Genomic DNA, 20,151 nt, shown 5'->3' on the forward strand with positions numbered 1-20,151 from the left:
TACGCCGCGGGTGATTACCGGGCCCCGGTCGGCGCGGTCGAGGAGATCCTGGCCGGCATCTACGCCCAGGTCCTCGGGCTCGAACGGGTCGGGGTCGATGACTCGTTCTTCGAGCTGGGTGGGGACAGCATTTTGTCGATGCAGGTGGTGGCGCGGGCGCGGGCGGCCGGGTTGGTGTGTCGCCCTCGGGATGTGTTCGTCGAGCAGACCGTGGCCCGGCTGGCCCGGGTGGCCGCGGTGGCCACCGGTGAGCGCACCGTGGTTGATGAAGGCGTTGGGGCGGTTGCCGCGACTCCGATCATGCGGTGGTTGCACAGCGTGGACGGCCCGATCGAGCAGTTCAACCAGACCATGGTGGTGCAGGCCCCGGCTGGGGTCACGGAGCCTGACGTGGTGGTGGCGGTGCAGGCGTTGTTGGATCGGCATGCCATGTTGCGGCTGCGCGTCGATGACGACGGGGCGGGGGGCTGGTTGTTGACGGTGCCCGAGGCCGGCTCGGTGGCTGCTGATGGGTGCTTGCAATCGGTGGAGGTGTTGTCCGATGAGGCGGTGGTGGGGGCGCGGTCTCGGCTGAACCCGGCGGCCGGGGCGATGCTGAGCGCGGTGTGGGTGGCCTCCACCGGTCAGCTGGTGTTGATCATTCACCATCTGGCCGTCGACGGGGTGTCGTGGCGGATTTTGTTGGAGGACCTCAATATCGGCTGGGCCCAGCTTCGGGGCGGACAGCCGGTGGTGTTGCCGGGGGGCGGGACGTCGTTTGCCCGGTGGGCGTCGCTGCTGGCCGAGCATGCGCATCGCCCGCAGGTGGTGGAGCAGGCCGACGCCTGGCGGCAGGTGGCGGCGATTCCTGCCGCGCTGCCCGCGGTGCAGCCGGCGGTGGATACCTATGAAAGCGCCGGGCATCTGTCGGTGTCGCTGGATGCCGAGACCACCGGCATGCTGCTTGGTGAGGTGCCGGCAGCGTTTCATGCCGGGGTGCAGGACATCTTGTTGATCGCGTTCGCGGTGGCGGTGGCGGAGTTTGTGGGCAAGGGCGGCGCGCCGGTGGGCATCGACGTGGAGGGCCACGGCCGTCATGAGGAGCTGGCCGCCGATGTGGATTTGTCGCGCACCGTAGGGTGGTTTACCACTAAATACCCGGTGTCGTTGACGGTGGGGGGGCTGTCGTGGGCGCAGGTGCTGGCCGGCGAGGCGGCGCTGGGGGCGGTGATCAAAGACGCCAAGGAGCAGCTTCGCGCCCTGCCCGATCCGCTGACCTATGGTGTGCTGCGCTATCTCAACAGCGACGTTGACCTGGATGGGTCAGACCCGCCGATCGGGTTTAACTATCTGGGGCGGCTGGGCGTGGCCGAGGCGTCTGGTGATGGTTGGCGGATCTGCCGGGACGGCTTGTCGCTCACTGGCGCCAGCGCGGTGCCGATGCCGCTGATGCACACCGTGGACGTCAACGCCGTCACCATCGATACCGACACCGGCCCGCACCTGCATGCCAATTGGACGTGGGCGCGGTCGGTTTTGGATCACGGGCAAATCACTCGGTTGAGCCGGTTGTGGTTTGATGCCCTGGCCGGTATCTGCGCGCATGTCCGATGCGGTGGGGGCGGGTTGAGCCCGTCGGATGTTGTGCCCGCGCGTCTTAGCCAGCAGCAGATCGATGAGCTGCAGCGGCAGTATGAGATCGCCGATATTTTGCCGTTGACCCCGTTGCAGCAGGGGCTGCTGTTTCATGCCAGCACCGCGCGGGATGGCGAGGACGACTTGTATGCGGTGCAGCTGGATATCACGTTGAGTGGTCGACTCGATGAGCACCGTCTGCGCGATGCGGTGCAAGCGGTGGTCGATCGGCATCCGCATCTGGTGGCCCGTTTCTGCGACCGGTTCGACGAGCCGGTGCAGATCGTGCCGGCCGATCCCGTGCTGGCGTGGCGCTATGTCGAGCTCGACGGTGACGACGTCGATGGCGATGAGCAGATCCGGCGGATATGTGCTGCTGAGCGCGCCGCGGTCGGCGATATCGCCGATCGGGCGGCCTTTCGGGTGGCGTTGATCCGCGTCGCAGCAGATCGGCACCGGTTTGTGCTGACCCATCATCACGTTGTGCTCGATGGTTGGTCGATGCCGATTCTGCTGCGCGAAATATTCGCCGGCTATTACGGGCGGCGGCTGCCTGCGACGGTGCCGTATCGGGTGTTGCTGAGCTGGCTGGCCGGGCGTGACCTTGATGGCGCCCGCGCGGCTTGGCGCGAGGTGCTGGCCGGCTTGGATACCCCCACCTTGGTAGGGCCGCCGCAAAGGTTGGGGTTTGGGCCCCGAGGGGTGAAATCGTTTCGGGTGTCCGCCGATATCACCCGGGCGGTTAGCGAGCTGGCCCGCTCGTGTCATACCACCGTTAACACGGTGCTGCAGGGCGCCTTCGCGCAGCTGTTGTGCTGGCTGGCCGGTCAGCATGATGTGGTCTTTGGCACCACGGTTTCGGGGCGGCCGGCCGAGGTGGCCGGGGCGGAATCGATGGTGGGGCTGTTGATCAACACGGTGCCGGTGCGGGCGCGCCTGACCGCGACAACCACCACCACCGAGCTGCTCGACCAGCTGCAAACTGCGTACAACGACACTCTGGAGCATCAGCATCTGGGGCTAGCCGAGATTCAGCGGATCAGCGGTCAGGACACGCTGTTTGACACCGTTTTCGCCCATGAAAACTATCCCCTGGATGTTGGCGCGTTGGCGGGTGATCAGGAACTGGCCGTCAGCGAGATCACCAGCCATGAATGCACCCACTACCCGCTGACGGTGCAGGCGCTGCCGGGCCACGAATTGGGCTTTCGGGTGGAATACGACACCGATGTGTTCGACGCGGCCAGCATCGAGGCGTTGATCGGGCGCTGGCAGCGGGTGTTGGTGGCGATGACCGCCGACCCCTTCGGGCGGTTGTCGTCGGTGGATTTGCTTGATGCCGGTGAGCATGCCCGGCTGGATGAGGTTGGTAATCGGGCGGTGTTGACCCAGCCCGCACCTGCGGTGTCGGTTCCGGTGGTGTTCGCCGCGCAGGTCGCCCGCACGCCGGAGGCGGTGGCGCTGGTGTGCGGTGAGCTTTCGTGGACCTACCGGCAGCTCGATGAGGCGGCCAACCGGTTGGCGCACCTGCTCGCCGAGCATGGGGTGGGCCCGGGACAGTGTGTGGCGCTGCTGGTGCAGCGCTCGGCCGAGGCGGTCGCGGCGATGTTGGCGGTGCTCAAGACCGGGGCGGCCTATCTGCCGATCGACCCAGCACTGCCGGCGACCCGGATCGGGCTGCTGCTCGCCGACGCCGCGCCCACCGCGGCGATCACCACCACCGAGCTAGCCGGGCGGCTGCACGGGCATGATCTGCTGCTCATCGATATCGATGATCCCCGAATCGCGACCTATCCGGGCACCGCACCACCGCCGCCGGACCCCGACGATATCGCCTACCTGATCTACACCTCGGGCACCACCGGGATCCCGAAAGGGGTGGCGGTCACCCACCACAATGTCACCCGGTTGTTCGACTCACTGGATGTCGGCGTGGAGCTGGCGCCGGGGCAGGTGTGGGCGCAGTGTCACTCATTTGCCTTTGACTACTCGGTGTGGGAGATCTGGGGTGCGCTGCTGCACGGCGGGCGGTTGGTTGTGGTGCCCGAGGAGGTGGCCCGCTCACCGGAAGACCTGCATGCCTTGCTGATTGCCGAACGGGTCAGCGTGTTAAGTCAAACCCCGTCGGCGGTGGGGGTGCTATCACCGGAGGGGTTGGAGTCAGCGGCGTTGATGATCGCCGCTGAGCCCTGCCCGCCCGAGGTGGTGGATCGCTGGGCGCCGGGGCGGGTGATGATCAACGGCTACGGCCCCACCGAGACCACGGTGTATGCCGCGATCAGCGCGCCGCTGGCATCCGGGTCGGGGCCGCCGCCGATCGGTGCGCCGGTGCCGGGGGCGGCGTTGTTTGTGCTGGATGGCTGGTTGCGTCCGGTGCCCACCGGGGTGGTCGGGGAGTTGTATGTGGCCGGTTCCGGGGTGGCGTGTGGATATGTGCGCCGGGCCGGGTTGACCGGGTCGCGGTTTGTGGCGTGTCCGTTCGGCGGGTCGGGGGCGCGGATGTATCGCACCGGGGATCTGGTGCGGTGGGACGCCGATGGACAGCTGCAGTATCTGGGGCGCGCCGACGAGCAGGTCAAGATCCGCGGGTATCGCATCGAACTCGGCGAAATCCGGTCGGCTCTAACCGCGTTGGATGGGGTTGAGCAGGCGGCAGTGATGGCCCGCGAGGACCGCCCGGGCGATAAGCGCCTGGTGGGCTATGTCACCGGGACCGCCGACCCGGCCGAGATACGCGAGAAGCTGGCTGAGCGGTTGCCGGCCTATATGGTGCCGGCGGCGGTGGTGGTGTTAGAGGCGCTGCCGTTGACGGTCAACGGCAAACTGGACACCCGCGCCCTGCCGGCACCGGAGTACACCGCTGGCGGGTATCGGCCCCCGAGCACCCTCGTCGAAGAGATCCTGGCCGGCATCTACGCCCAGATCCTCGGACTCGAACGCGTCGGGGTCGACGACTCGTTCTTCGATTTGGGTGGGGATTCGCTCTCGGCGATGCGCCTGATCGGGGCGATCAACACCAGCCTGGATGCCGACCTTGCGGTGCGCACCTTGTTCGAGGCGCCCACGGTGGCCCAGTTGGCGCCCCGTGTCGGTGAGGGAGCAGGTCGGCTGGAGCCGTTGGTGGCGGGTGAGCGGCCGGCGATTGTTCCGTTGTCGTTTGCCCAAAACCGCTTGTGGATCCTGGATCAGTTGCAGGGGCCCTCGCCCGTGTACAACATCGCGATAGGGTTGCGGCTGCGCGGGCGGCTGGACGTCGAGGCGCTGGGTGCCGCGCTGGCCGATGTGGTGGGCCGCCACGAAAGCCTGCGCACGCTGTTCCCGGCGCCTGAGGGCACACCCCAACAGCTCGTTATCCCTACTGAGCAAGCCGATTTCGGCTGGGATGTCGTTGACGCGACGGAATTGTCGGCCGGTCACCTGCGCGAGGCTACCGAGACCGTGGCGCGTTACACGTTTGATCTGGCCAACCAGATCCCGTTGCGGGCACGGCTTTTCCGCGTTGCCGAGGATGAGCACGTGCTGGTGGCCGTGGTGCACCACATCGCCGCCGACGGCTGGTCGATCACCCCGCTGATGCGTGATTTAGGCGTCGCGTATGCCAGCCGCTGCGCTGCGCAGGCCCCCGGCTGGGACCCGTTGGCGGTGCAATACATCGATTTCACGCTGTGGCAGCGCGCGCAGCTAGGCGATCTGGAAAACAGCGACAGCCCGATTGCCGCGCAGCTGGCCTACTGGCAGCAGGCGCTGGCCGGACTGCCCGAACGCCTGGACTTACCCACCGATCGGCCGTATCCGCCGTTTGCCGATCAGCGGGGCGCCACCCTGGCAGTCGACTGGACGGCCGAGCTGCAGCAGCGGGTTGCTGCGGTGGCCCGCGAGCATAATGCGACCAGTTTCATGGTGATCCAGGCCGCCCTGGCAGTGCTGCTCTCGAAGATCAGCGCCAGCCCTGATGTGGCAGTCGGGTTCCCGATCGCCGGACGGCGTGACCCAGCGCTGGATGAGTTGGTGGGGTTTTTCGTCAACACCCTGGTGCTGCGGGTCGATCTGGCCGGTGATCCCGACTTTGCCGAACTGTTGGCCCAGGTCCGCTCGCTCAGCTTGGAGGCGTTCGAGCATCAAGATGTGCCCTTTGAGGTGCTGGTGGAGCGGCTCAACCCCACCCGAAGCCTGACCCATCACCCGCTGGTGCAGGTGATGTTGGCCTGGCAAAACCTTCCCGGGCAAGACACTGACCCCGCCGTCGGGTTGGCCCTGGGTGATCTGCACGTCACCCCGATGCCGGTAGATACCCAGGCCGCCCGGATGGACCTCACATTTTCCCTGGCCGAACGCTGGAGCGAGGCCGGTGCGCCCGCAGGGATTGGCGGGACGGTGGAATTTCGCACCGACGTGTTCGACGCGCACAGCATCGAGGCGTTGATCCGCCGGTTAGAGCGGGTGTTGGTGGCGATCACCGCCGACCCGACTCGGCGATTGTCGTCGGTGGATTTGCTCGATCCCGGCGAGCATGCCCGGTTAGAGGGCTGGGGCAATCGGGCGGTGCTGACCATGCCAGTGAGCACGCCGACCGCGGTTCCGGTGGTGTTCGCCGCGCAGGTGGCCCGCACCCCGGATGCGGTGGCGCTGACGTGCGGTGAGGTCTCGTGGACCTACCGGGAGCTGGATGAGGCCGCGAACCGGTTGGCGCACCTGCTCGCCGCCCGTGGCGCAGGCCCTGGCGAGCGTGTGGCGCTGCTGTTTACTCGAGCGGCCGAGGCGATCGTGGCGATGCTGGCGGTGCTCAAGACCGGGGCGGCGTATCTGCCGATCGACCCGGCACTGCCGGCGGCGCGGATCGGGTTCATGCTCGATGACGCCGCACCGATCGCCGCGATCACCACCACCGGACTGCGGTCGCGGCTCGACGGCCACGACGTGGTCGTCATCGACGTCAACGATCCTGTCGTTGACGCCCAACCCCGCACCGCACTGCCCGCGCCGGACCCCGATGATCTGGCTTACCTGATTTACACCTCGGGCACCACCGGGGTTCCCAAGGGGGTTGCGGTTACCCACCAGAACGTCACCCAGCTGTTGGCGTCATTGGATAGCTGGCTGCCACAGCGATCGGGGCAGGTGTGGTCGCAGTGGCATTCCTATGGTTTCGACGTCTCGGTGTCGGAGATCTTCGGCGCGCTGCTGCATGGTGGGCGGCTCGTGGTAATCCCTGATTCGGTGGTGCGTTCCCCCGAAGATTTTTATGCACTGCTGGTAGCCGAACAGGTCAGCGTGTTGAGTCAAACCCCGTCGGCGGTGGCCATGCTCTCGCCCGAGGGGCTGGATTCAATGGCGTTGGTGGTGGCCGGTGAGGCCTGTCCAGCTGACGTGGTTGATCGGTGGGCGCCGGGGCGGGTGATGCTCAACGCCTACGGTCCCACCGAGGCCACAATCTATGCGGCGGTCAGTGCGCCGCTAATCCCGGGCTCGGGCGTGGTGCCGATCGGTGCGCCGGTGTCGGGGGCGGGTTTGTTTGTGCTGGATGGGTGGTTGCGTCCGGTGCCGGCGGGTGTGGTTGGGGAGTTGTATGTGGCCGGCGCCGGCGTGGGTGTGGGGTATTGGCGTCGGGCCGGGTTGACCGGGTCGCGGTTTGTGGCGTGCCCGTTTGGGCGCGCGGGGTCGCGGATGTATCGCACCGGGGATTTGGTGCGCTGGGGTGCCGATGGGCAGTTGGTGTATCTGGGGCGCGCCGATGAGCAGGTCAAGATCCGCGGGTATCGCATCGAGCTCGGCGAAATCCGCTCGGTCCTGACCGCGTTCGAGGGGGTTCAGCAGGCGGCGGTGATGGTCCGTGAGGACCGCCCGGGCGACAAGCGCCTGGTGGGCTATGTCACCGGGACCGCCGACCCGGCCGCGATCCGCGCGCAGTTGGGCGAGCGGTTGCCGGCGTATATGGTGCCGGCGGCGGTGGTGGTGCTCGACGAGCTGCCGTTGACGGTCAACGGCAAACTGGACACCCGCGCCCTACCGGCACCCGAATACGCCGCTGGTGAGTACCGGGCCCCGGCCGACGCGGTCGAGGAGGTCCTAGCCGACATCTACGCCCAGGTGCTGGGACTCGAGCGGGTCGGGGTCGACGACTCATTCTTTGATTTGGGTGGGGACAGCATTTCGGCGATGCAGGTGGTGGCGCGGGCCCGCGCGGCGGGCGTGCTGTGCCGGCCGCGCGACATCTTCGTCGAGCAAACCGTAGCCCGGCTGGCCCGGGTAGCCACGGTGACCACCGGTGAGCGCACCGTGGTCGATGAGGGTGTTGGACCGGTGGTCGCGACACCGATCATGCGGTGGCTGCAGGGCGTGGACGGCCCGATCGAGCAGTTCAACCAGACCATGGTGGTGCAGGCCCCGGCGGGGGTGACCGAGGCTGACGTGGTCGTGATGCTGCAGGCCTTGCTGGATCGACACGCCATGTTGCGGCTGCACGTCGATGACGACGGCGCGGGCGGGTGGTCGTTGACGGCGCCCGAGGTGGGGTCGGTCGAGGCCGGCGGGTGCCTACAAGTGGTGGACGTGCTATCCGATGAGGCGCTGGTGGGGGCGCGGTCTCGGCTGAACCCGGCGGCCGGGGCGATGATCAGCGCGTTGTGGGTTGCCTCCACCGGCCAGCTGGTGCTGACCATTCACCATCTGGCCGTCGACGGCGTGTCCTGGCGGATCTTGTTGGAGGACCTTAATATCGCCTGGGCCCAGCATCGGGGGGGACAGCCGGTGGTGTTGCCGGCGGGCGGGACGTCGTTTGCCGGCTGGGCGTCGCTGCTGGCGGAACACGCGCGCCGGCCCGAAGTCGTGGACCAGGCGGGTGCCTGGCGGCAGGTGGCGGCGATCCCTGCCCCGCTGCCCGCGGTCGAGCCGGCGGTGGATACGTATGCCACTGCCGGATACCTGTCGGTGTCGCTGGATGCCGAGGCCACCGGCATGCTGCTTGGTGAGGTGCCGGCGGCCTTCCATGCCGGGGTGCAGGACATCCTGCTGATCGCGTTCGCCTTGGCCTGGGCGCATTTCTTGGGCAACGGCAGCGCGCCGCTGGGCATCGACGTGGAGGGCCACGGCCGTCATGAGGAGCTAGCCTTCGACGTTGATCTGTCGCGCACCGTGGGGTGGTTTACCGCTAAATACCCGGTGTCGCTGACGGTGGGTGGGCTGTCGTGGGCGCAGGTGCTGGCCGGCGAGGCGGCGCTGGGGGCGGTGATCAAAGACGCCAAGGAGCAGCTTCGGGCCCTGCCCGATCCGCTGACCTACGGTGTGCTGCGCTATCTCAACAGCGACGTTGACCTGGATGGGTCAGACCCGCCGATCGGGTTTAACTATCTGGGGCGTTTAAGCGTCGCGAACGCCGAGGCGTCCGGTGATGGTTGGCGGATCTGCCGGGACGGCTTGTCGCTCACTGGCGCCAGCGCGGTGCGCATGCCGCTGATGCACACCGTGGACGTCAACGCCGTCACCGTCGACACCGATACCGGCCCGCACCTGCATGCCAATTGGACGTGGGCGCCATCCAAACTCGATCGCACCGCGATCGGCCAGCTTAGCCAGCTGTGGTTTGACGCCCTCGGCGGTATCTGCGCGCATGTCCGACGCGGCGGGGGCGGGTTCACCCCGTCTGACGTTGCGCCCGCGCAACTTAGCCAACAGCAGATCGATGAGCTTCAGCAGCAGTATGAGATCGCCGATATTTTGCCGTTGACCCCCTTGCAGCAGGGACTGCTGTTCCACGCCAGCACCGCGCAGGACAGCGAGCACGATCTTTATGCAGTGCAGCTGGATATCACCTTGAGTGGTCGACTCGATGAGCACCGTCTACGCGATGCCGTGCACGCGGTGGTCAACCGGCATCCGCATCTGGTGGCCCGATTCTGCCCACAAGTTGACCGACCGGTGCAGATCGTTCCGAATGATCCCGTGCTGGCGTGGCGGTATGTAGATCTCGGAGCCGACGTCGGTGGCATCGACGTCGACGCGGATAACCTAATTCAGCAGATATGCGCTGCTGAGCGCGCCGCTGTCGGCGATATCGTCCACGAGCCGACCTTTCGAGCGGCTTTGATCCGCATCACACCAGATCTCCACCGGTTTGTGCTGACTAATCACCACATCGTCCTCGATGGCTGGTCGATGTCGGTCCTGCTGCGGGAAATATTCGCTAGGTTTAGCGGGCAGCGGCTGGCGGCGGCCCCGTCCTATCGGAGCTTTGTTACCTGGCTGGCCGATCGTGACCTCGATGCCGCCCGCGCGGCCTGGCGCGAGGTGCTCGCCGGTTTTGACACCCCAACACTGGTCGGACCGCCGCAAATGTTGAGGCTCGGCCCCCGAGGCGTGAAATCGTTCCGGGTGTCCGCCCAGACCACCCGGGCGGTTAGCGAGCTGGCCCGCTCGTGTCACACCACCGTCAATACCGTGCTGGAGGCCGCCTTCGCGCAGCTGCTGTGCTGGCTGACCGGTCAGCACGATGTCGCATTCGGCACCACGGTTTCGGGTAGGCCGGCCGAGGTGGTCGGGGCGGAATCGATGGTGGGCCTACTCATGAATACAGTCCCGGTGCGGGCGCGCATCACAGCGACAACCACCACCGCGCAACTGCTGGACTGCCTGCAAAACACCCACAATGACACACTTGAGCACCAGCACCTGGCGCTAAATGAGATCCAGCGGATCACCGGTCACGAAAAACTGTTCGACACCCTCTTCGGATACGAAAACTATCCCCTGGACACTGCCGCGTTGGCGGACGACCAGGCTCTAGCCGTTACCGATATCAGCAGCCACGAATGCACCCACTACCCACTGGCGATGCAAGCCCTGCCGGGCCGCGAATTGGGCTTCCGGGTGGAATACGACACCGACGTCATCGACGAGGACAGCATCGACGCGCTGACCGAACGGTTACAGCGGGTTTTGGTGGCGATGACGGGCGATCCGGGGCAGCCGCTCGTGTCGGTGGATCTGCTCAACGAGGCTGAGCACGCCCAGCTCGAGGCGTGGGGGAACCGCGTGGTGTTGAGCAGGCCAGCACCCGCGCCAGTGTCGGTTCCGGGGTTGTTCGCCGCGCAAGTAAAACGTGCCCCGCAGACGGTGGCCCTGGTGTGCGCGGAGCGTTCCTGGACCTATCGCGAGCTGGATGAGGCCGCGAACCGGTTCGCGCACCTGCTCGCCGAGCATGGGGTGGGCCCGGGTTGTGTGGTGGGGCTGCTGGTCGAACGCTCGGCTCATGCGGTGATCGCGATCCTGGCGGTGTTGAAGAGCGGGGCGGCCTATCTGCCGATCGATGCGGCGCTGCCGGCGGCGCGGATGGGGTTCATGCTTGACGATGCCGCGCCGATCGCCGTGATCACCACCGCTGGGCTGGCCGACCGGCTCGACAGGCAGCAGCTGCTGATGATCGATGTCGACGATCCCGCTATTAATGCCCAGCCAAGTACGGCGTTGGCGGCGCCGGACCCGGACGATATCGCCTACTTGATTTACACCTCGGGCACCACCGGGATGCCCAAGGGGGTGGCGATCACCCACCGCAACGTCACCCAGCTGTTGGAGTCTTTGGATGCCGGGCTGCCGGCGGCCGGAGTGTGGGCGCAGAGTCACTCCTTGGCCTTCGATGTGTCGGTGTGGGAGATCTTCGGTGCGCTGCTGCGAGGTGGGCGGCTGGTGGTGGTGCCCGACGTGGTGGCGCGCTCCCCGGAGGACTTGCACGACATGCTGGTCAGCGAACGGGTCAGTGTGTTGACCAAGACCCCGTCTGCGGTGGCGGTGTTGCCAGCTGAGGGGTTGGAGTCGGCGGCATTGTGGATGGTCGGTGAGCCGTGTCCGGCTGAGGTGGTGGATCGCTGGGCGCCGGGGCGCCTGATGGTCAACGCCTATGGGCCGACCGAGACCACGATGTGTGTGGCGATCAGTGCGCCGTTGACACCGGGAATAGGGGCGCCGCCGATCGGCTCGCCGGTGTCGGGGGCGGCGTTGTTTGTGCTGGATGGGTGGTTGCGCCCGGTGTCGGCGGGTGTGGTCGGGGAATTGTATGTGGCCGGTTCTGGGGTGGGCTGTGGGTATGTGCGCCGGGCGGGGTTGACCGCGTCGCGGTTTGTGGCTTGCCCGTTCGGCGGCGCGGCAGCGCCGGGACAACGGATGTATCGCACCGGGGATCTGGTGCGTTGGCGGGCCGATGGCCAGCTGGATTATGTGGGTCGCACCGATGAGCAGGTCAAAATCCGCGGCTATCGCGTCGAGCTCGGTGAGGTTCAGGCCGTCCTGACCCGGCTGGACGGGGTGGAGCAGGCGGTGGTGATCGCCCGCGAGGACCGCCCCGGCGACAAGCGCCTGGTCGGCTATGTCACCGGCACAGCAGACCCGGCCCAGGTGCGCGAGGAGCTGGCCGATCTGCTCCCGCCGTATATCGTGCCGGCCGCGGTGGTGGTGCTCGAGGCGCTGCCGTTGACACCTAACGGCAAACTCGACACCCGCGCCCTACCGTCACCCGCATACAGCGCCGGTGAGCATCGCGCCCCAGCCGATGCGGTCGAGGAGATCCTGGCCGGCATCTACGCCCAAGTACTCGGACTCGAACGCGTCGGCGTCGATGAGTCCTTCTTCGATCTTGGCGGGGACAGCATTTCGGCAATGCGTCTGACCGCGGCGGTTAATACCGGCCTGGACGCCGATCTTTCGGTGCGCACGGTGTTTGAGGCGCCCACGGTGGCCCAGCTGGCGCCCCGTATCGGTGTGGGTGCGGGTCGGCTGCCGCGGCTGGTGGCCGGTGAGCGGCCGGCGATGATTCCGTTGTCCTTCGCCCAGAGCCGGTTGTGGTTTATCGACCAGTTGCAGGGGCCCTCGGCGGTCTACAACACAACGGCGGCCTTGCGGTTAACTGGCGGGCTTGACGTTGAGGCATTGGCTACGGCGCTGGCCGATGTGGTGGGCCGCCATGAAAGCCTGCGCACGATGTTTGCGGCGCCCGAGGGCACACCCCAACAGGTGGTTATCCCTAGGGAAGACGCCGATTTCGGGTGGGAGGTTGTTGATGCCGCGGGCTGGCCGTCGGCCCGGCTGGGTGAAGCCATCGATGAGGTGGTCCGTCACCCGTTTGACCTGGGCGCCGAGATCCCGTTGCGGGCACGGCTTTTCCGAGTCGCCGAGAACGAACACGTGCTGGTGATCGTGGCGCACCATATCGCCGCGGATGGCTGGTCGCTGAGGCCACTGGCTGCTGATCTGGGTGTGGCTTATGCCAGCCGGTGCGCGGGGCAAGCTCCCGGCTGGGCGCCATTGGCGGTGCAGTATGCCGATTACACGCTGTGGCAGCGCGCGCAGTTTGGCGATTTCGACGATAGCGACAGCCCAATCGCCGCGCAGCTGGCCTACTGGCAGGATGTGCTCGCCGGGATGCCCGAGCATCTGGAGCTGCCGACCGATCGGCCTTATCCACCGGTTGCCGACCACCGCGGCGCCATGGCGGCCGTGCAGTGGCCGCCCGAGCTGCAGCAGCAGATTGCTCGCGTGGCCCGTGAGCACAACGCGACCAGCTTCATGGTGATCCAGGCCGCTCTGGCGGTGATGCTTTCCAAGCTCAGCGCCAGCAGCGACGTGGCGGTCGGTTTCCCGATCGCCGGGCGACGCGACCCCGCGCTGGATGAGCTGGTCGGGTTTTTTGTCAACACCTTGGTGCTGCGGGTCGATCTGGCCGGTGATCCCACCGTCGCCGAGTTGCTGGCTCAGGTACGACGGCGCAGCCTGGCCGCCTACGAGCACCAAGACGTGCCCTTTGAGGTGTTGGTGGAGCGGCTCAACCCCGCCCGAAGCCTGACCCATCACCCCCTGATCCAGGTGATGTTGGCCTGGCAGAACCTTCCCGGGCAGGGCACAGATCCCTCCGCCGGGTTGGCGTTGAGTGATCTTCAGGTCACACCAATCGCGGTGGACACCCAGACTGCCCGCATGGATTTGGTGGTATCCCTGGCCGAACGCTGGAGCGAGGCCGGTGAGCCCGCCGGAATCGCCGGGAGCGTGGAATTCCGCACCGATGTGTTCGACGCGGACAGCATCGAGGCGTTGATTGGGCGGTTGGAGCGGGTGTTGGTGGCGATGACCGCCGATCCCAGTCGGCGGCTGTCGTCGGTGGATCTGCTCGATGCCGGCGAGCGCGCCCGCTTGGAGGGTTGGGGTAACCGGGCGGTGTTAGGCGAGCCGGCGACCACGGCGGTGTCGATTCCGGTGCTGTTCGCCGCACAGGTGGCGCGCACGCCCGATGCGGTGGCGGTGACCTTCGAGGGCCGCTCAATGACGTACCGGGATCTCGAGGGGGCCGCCAACCGATTGGCGCATCTTTTGGCCGCTCACGGGTTGGGCCCGGGCGACTGTGTGGCGCTGCTGTTTTCGCGTTCGGCTGAGGCGATCGTGGCGATTTTGGCGGTACTGAAAACCGGGGCGGCCTATCTGCCGATCGACCCGGCGCTGCCGGCGACGCGGATCGGGTTCATGCTTGCTGATGCCGCGCCGGCGGCCGCCGTCACCACCACTGGGCTGCGCTCGCGGCTGGACGGGCATGACCTGCTGATCATCGATGCCGAAGACTCCGCTGTTGACAGCCAATCCAGCACGGCACCGCCGGCGCCGGGTCCGGACGATATCGCCTACATCCTCTACACCTCAGGCACCACCGGTATCCCTAAGGGGGTGGCCATCACCCACCAGAACGTGACTCAGCTGTTGGAGTCGTTGAATGCCGACCTGCCGGCAGTGGGTGTGTGGTCGCAGTGTCATTCCTACGGTTTCGACGTCTCGGTATGGGAGATCTGCAGCGCGCTCCTGCACGGCGGGCGGCTGGTGGTGATATCCGAGGCGGTGGCCCGCTCACCGGAGGACTTCCACGCATTGCTGGTGGGTGAAAAAGTCGGTGTCTTAAGCCAAACCCCTTCTGCCGTGCGGATGTTGTCGCCTGAGGGGTTGGAGTCGGTGGCGTTGGTGGTGGCCGGTGAACCCTGCCCGGCCGAGGTGCTAGATCGATGGGCGCCCGGGCGGGTGATGATCAACGCCTACGGCGAGACCGAAACCTGGTATGCGTCGTCGAGTGCGCCGTTGACGCCCGGTTCAGGGGTCGTGCCGATCGGTTCGCCAGTGGGTGGGGCGGCGTTGTTTGTGCTGGATGGGTGGTTGCGTCCGGTGCCAGCCGGCGTGGTCGGGGAGTTGTATGTGGCCGGCCGGGGGGTCGGGTGTGGGTATTGGCGGCGGCCTGCTTTGACCGGGTCGCGCTTTGTGGCGTGTCCGTTCGGCGGCGCAGGCAGTGCGGGACAACCCGGACAACGGATGTATCGCACCGGGGATCTGGTGCGTTGGGGTGCCGATGGCCAGTTGGTGTATGTGGGGCGGGCCGATGAGCAGGTCAAGATCCGCGGGTATCGCATCGAACTCGGTGAGGTGCGCGCGGCCCTGACTCGGTTGGATGGGGTGGAGCAGGCGGTAGTGATCGCCCGCGAGGACCGCCCCGGCGACAAGCGCCTGGTGGGTTATGTCACCGGCACCGCCGACCCGGCTGAGGCGCGCGCCGTGCTGGGCGAGCGGCTCCCGGCCTACATGGTGCCGGCGGCGGTGGTGGTCGTAGAGGCGCTGCCGCTGGCCCCCAACGGCAAACTCGACATCCGCGCGCTGCCGGCGCCCGAATACACCGCTGTCGGGTATCGGCCCCCGAGCACGCTCGTCGAGGAGATCCTGGCCGGTATCTACGCCCAGATACTGGGGCTTGAGCGGGTCGGCGTCGATGACTCATTCTTCGATCTGGGCGGGGATTCACTGTCGGCGATGCGCCTTGTCGCGGCGGTCAATACCGGCATGGATGCCGGCCTTTCGGTGCGCACCGTGTTCGAGGCGTCCACCGTTGCCCGATTAGCGCCGCGTATTGGGGAGAAGGCGCGTGGGCTTCCGCGGTTAGTAGCGGTTGAGCGGCCGGCGGTGGTTCCGTTGTCGTTTGCTCAGAGCCGGTTGTGGTTTATCGACCAGTTGCAGGGGCCTTCACCGGTTTACAACATGGCGGCGGCGTTGCGGTTGCGCGGGCGGCTTGATGCCGAGGCGTTGAGTGCGGCGCTGGCCGATGTGGTGGATCGCCATGAAAGCCTGCGCACGGTATTCCCCACGGTCGAGGGGACACCTCATCAGGTGATTATCCCCGCTGCGGGTGCCGATTTCGGCTGGCACGTTGTCGATGCGAACGGCTGGTCGACCGGCCGGCTGGGTGAGGCTGTCAGGGAGGCGGCGCGTACCACCTTCGATCTAGCCACTGAGATCCCTTTGCGGGCACGGCTTTTCCGCGTCAGCGAGGACGAGCACGTGCTGGTAATCGTCGTGCACCACATCGCCGCCGATGGCTGGTCGCTTAGCCCGCTGGCGCGTGATCTGGGGGTGGCCTATGCCAGCCGGTGCGCGGGGCAAGCTCCCGGCTGGGCGCCATTGGCGGTGCAGTATGCCGATTACACGCTGTGGCAGCGCCAGCATCTTGGTGAACTGGCGGACCCGCACAGTGCTATCGGTGCGCAGCTGGCCTATTGGCAGGATGTGCTGGCTGGGATGCCCGAGCATTTGGATCTGCCCACCGATCGGCCCTACCCGCCGTTGGCCGATCAGCGCGGCGCCACGGTGTCGGTGGACTGGTCGGCCGAGCTGCAGCAACAGGTTGCTCGGGTGGCCCGTGAGCACAACGCGACCAGCTTCATGGTGATCCAGGCCGCCCTGGCGGTGCTGCTGGCCAAGATCAGCGCCAGCAGCGACGTGTCGGTCGGTTTTCCGATCGCCGGGCGGCGCGACCCCGCGCTGGATGAGCTGGTGGGGTTTTTCGTCAACACCTTGGTGCTGCGGGTCGATCTGGCCGGTGATCCCACCGTCGCCGAGTTGCTGGCTCAGGTACGACGGCGCAGCCTGGCCGCCTACGAGCACCAAGATGTGCCCTTTGAGGTGCTGGTGGAGCGGCTCAACCCCGTCCGAAGCCTGACCCATCACCCGCTGATCCAGGTGATGTTGGCGTGGCAGAACGTCCCCTGGCACAACAATGGCGCCGCCGCCGGGTTGGCCTTGGGTGATCTGCAGGTCACACCGCTGCCGGTGGACACCCAGACGGCCCGCATGGACCTTTCATTCTCCCTCGGGGAACGCTGGACCGAGGCCGGTGAGCCCGCCGGGATCGGCGGGACGGTGGAATTTCGCACCGACGTGTTCGATTCGGAAAGCATCGAGGCGTTGATCGGGCGGTGGGAGCGGGTGTTGGTGGCGGTCATCGCCGAGCCGACTCGGCGGCTGTCGTCGGTGGATCTGCTCGATGCCGGCGAGCATGCCCACCTGGACCGGTGGAGCAATCGAGCGGTGTTGACCCAGCCCGCACCCACGGCGACGTCGATTCCGGCGTTGTTCGCCGCGCAGGTGGCCCGCACCCCGGATGCGGTGGCGCTGACATGCGGTGAGATCTCGTGGACCTATCGGGAACTTGATGAGGCCGCCAACCGGTTGGCGCACCAGTTGGCCGCTCACCGCGCGGGCCCGGGTGGATGTGTGGCGCTGCTGATGGAGCGGTCCGTCGAGGCGGTCGCGGCGATTGTCGCGGTATTGAAAACCGGTGCGGCGTATCTGCCGATCGACCCGGCACTGCCCGCGGCGCGGATCGGGTTCATGTTCGCCGATGCCGCCCCAGTGGCCGTGATCACCACAGCTGATCTGGCCGGGCGGATAGACGGACACGACGTGGTGGTCATCGATGTCAACAACCCCGCTCTGGAAACCCAACCCAGCACAGCACTTCCTGCGCCGGCGCCGGACAATATCGCTTACATCATTTACACCTCGGGCACCACCGGGGTCCCCAAAGGTGTGGCGGTCACCCACGACAATGTCGCCCAACTGTTTGCATCCTTTGATGCCGGCCTCACGCCTGGGTCGGGTCAGGTCTGGAGCCAGTGCCACTCCTATGCCTTCGATTTCTCGGTGCGGGAAATCTGGAGCGCGCTGCTACATGGTGGGCGGCTGGTGGTGATACCCGACTCGGTGACACGTTCGCCAACCGATTTTCAGGATGTGCTAGTTGCTGAACACGTCAACGTGTTAGGTCAAACCCCGTCTGCGCTAGCGGTGTTGTCACCTGAAGGGTTGGATTCGGTGGCGTTAGTGGTGGCCGGTGAGCCCTGCCCAGCCGAACTGGTTGACCGTTGGGCGCCTGGGCGGGTGATGGTCAACGAGTACGGCCCGACCGAAACCACGGTATGTGTCGCGGGGAGTGCGCAGTTGGTGGCAGATTCGGGGGCACCGCCGATCGGCTCGCCAGTGTCGGGGGCCGCATTGTTTGTGCTGGATGGGTGGTTGCGGCCGGTTCCGGCGGGTGTGGCCGGTGAGTTGTACCTGGCGGGTCGCGGAGTGGGTTGCGGGTATTGGCGGCAGGGCGCGCTGACGGCCTCGCGGTTTGTGGCCTGCCCGTTCGGCGGCGCGGGAGCGCCGGGACAACGGATGTATCGCACCGGAGACCTGGTGCGTTGGCGCGCCGATGGGCAGCTGGACTATCTGGGACGCGTCGATGAGCAGGTCAAGATCCGCGGGTATCGGATCGAGTGTGGTGAAGTCCAGGCGGCGCTGGCCGGGGTGGACGGCGTCGAGCAGGCCGTGGTGATCACCCGCGAGGACCGCCCCGGCGACAAGCGCCTAGTGGGCTATGTCACCGGGACAGCCGACCCGGCCAAGGCGCGTACCGCGCTGGCCGAGCAGCTACCGCCGTACATGATCCCGGCCGCGGTGGTGGTGGTGTCGGCGCTGCCGCTGACACCCAACGGCAAACTGGACACCCGTGCCCTGCCGGCACCCGAGTATCAGGATGCCCATCGTTACCGTGCCCCGGACAGCCCCATCGAGGAGATTCTGGCCGGCATCTACGCCCAGGTCCTGGGGATTGAGCGTGTCGGGGTGGATGAGTCGTTCTTCGACCTCGGCGGGGATTCGCTTGCCGCGATGCGCCTGATCGCCGCGATCAACACCCGCCTGGATGCCCACCTTGCGGTGCGCACCCTGTTCAACGCGCCGTCCGTTAAAAGCTTGAGTCAGCAGTTGGTGGGCGAGCAGGTGGCCACAGGGCCCAGCTTTGCGTCCGTGCACGGCGGCGATGCCACAGAGGTGCACGCCAGCGACCTGACGCTGGACAAGTTCATCGACGCCGCGACGCTGAACGCCGCCCCGTCGCTGCCAGGCCCGAGTCCTGAGGTGCGGACGGTCCTGCTGACCGGGGCGACTGGCTTCCTCGGGCGTTACCTGGCCCTGGAATGGCTCGAGCGGATGGACCTTGTCAACGGCACGCTGATCTGCCTGGTGCGCGCCAAGTCCGACGCGGATGCGCGGCGCCGGCTCGACAAGACCTTCGACAGCGGCGACCCTCAATTGCTGGCCCACTACCGGGAGCTGGCCACCGATCATCTACAGGTCATCGCCGGCGACAAGGGCGAGCCCAATCTCGGCCTGGACGACCAGACCTGGCAGCGGCTAGCCGACACCATCGATCTGATCGTCGATCCCGCAGCCCTGGTCAGCGGCGTACTGCCCTATAACGAGCTATTCGGGCCCAACGTCGTGGGCACCGCCGAGCTAATCCGGATCGCTCTCACCACGAAGCTCAAGCCCTACACTTACGTCTCCACTGCCAACGTGGGCGACCAGATCGAGCCGTCGGCGTTCACCGAGGATGCCGACATCCGCGTCATCAGCCCCACTCGTGCGATCGACGAGTCCGCCCATGGCTACGGGAGCAGCAAGTGGGCAGGTGAGGTGTTGCTGCGCTACGCCAACGACCTGTGCGGTCTGCCGGTCGCGGTGTTTCGCTGCGACATGATCCTGGCCGACACCACATTCACGGGCCAGCTCAACGTGTCGGACGTGTTCACCAAATTGATGCTGAGCCTGATCGCCACCGGCATCGCGCCGGCCTCTTTTTACCAGGTCGACGCCGACGGCAACCGGCAGCGCTCGCACTTCGACGCGCTGCCCGTCGAATTCATCGCAGAAGCGATCGCCACGCTGGGTGTCCGGTCGGTCGAAGGATTCCAGACCTACCACGTGATGAATCCGCACGACGACGGGATCGGGCTCGACGAGTACGTGGACTGGCTGATCGACGCCGGTTATCCGATCCAGCGCATCGGTGACTTTGGGGAGTGGTTGCAGCGATTCGAGGCGAGCTTGCGTGAGCTGCCGGAACAGCAGCGCGAGCATTCGCTGCTGCAGATGTTACTGTCGCGCAATTCCAATGATTTACAGCCCCCAGAGCCAACGCGACGGTCCATCGCGCCGGCTGACCGATTCCGTGCCGCGGTGCAGGAAGCGAAAATTGGCCCCGATAACGACATTCCGCACATCTCGGCGCAGGTCATCGTCAAATACGCCACCGACTTGCAACTGCTCGGACTGCTCTAGCCCCTTGGGGAACCCCAACCCGCACTCGGCGCACATCGACAATGCAATGTCGATCGCGAATGCATTGTGCGGACTTCGCCGCAGTCG

1 protein-coding gene is annotated in these 20,151 nt (G+C 66.6%); it reads left to right on the forward strand.

From position 1 onward, the window contains the following. Positions 1 to 20,064 (forward strand): non-ribosomal peptide synthase/polyketide synthase (locus AWC06_RS18550; protein WP_139820120.1); only part of this gene is annotated, 20,064 nt, incomplete at its 5' end. Between the last annotated feature and the right edge of the window lie 87 nt (positions 20,065 to 20,151).

Source organism: Mycobacterium fragae (assembly GCF_002102185.1).
GTDB classification, from domain to species: Bacteria; Actinomycetota; Actinomycetes; order Mycobacteriales; family Mycobacteriaceae; genus Mycobacterium; species Mycobacterium fragae.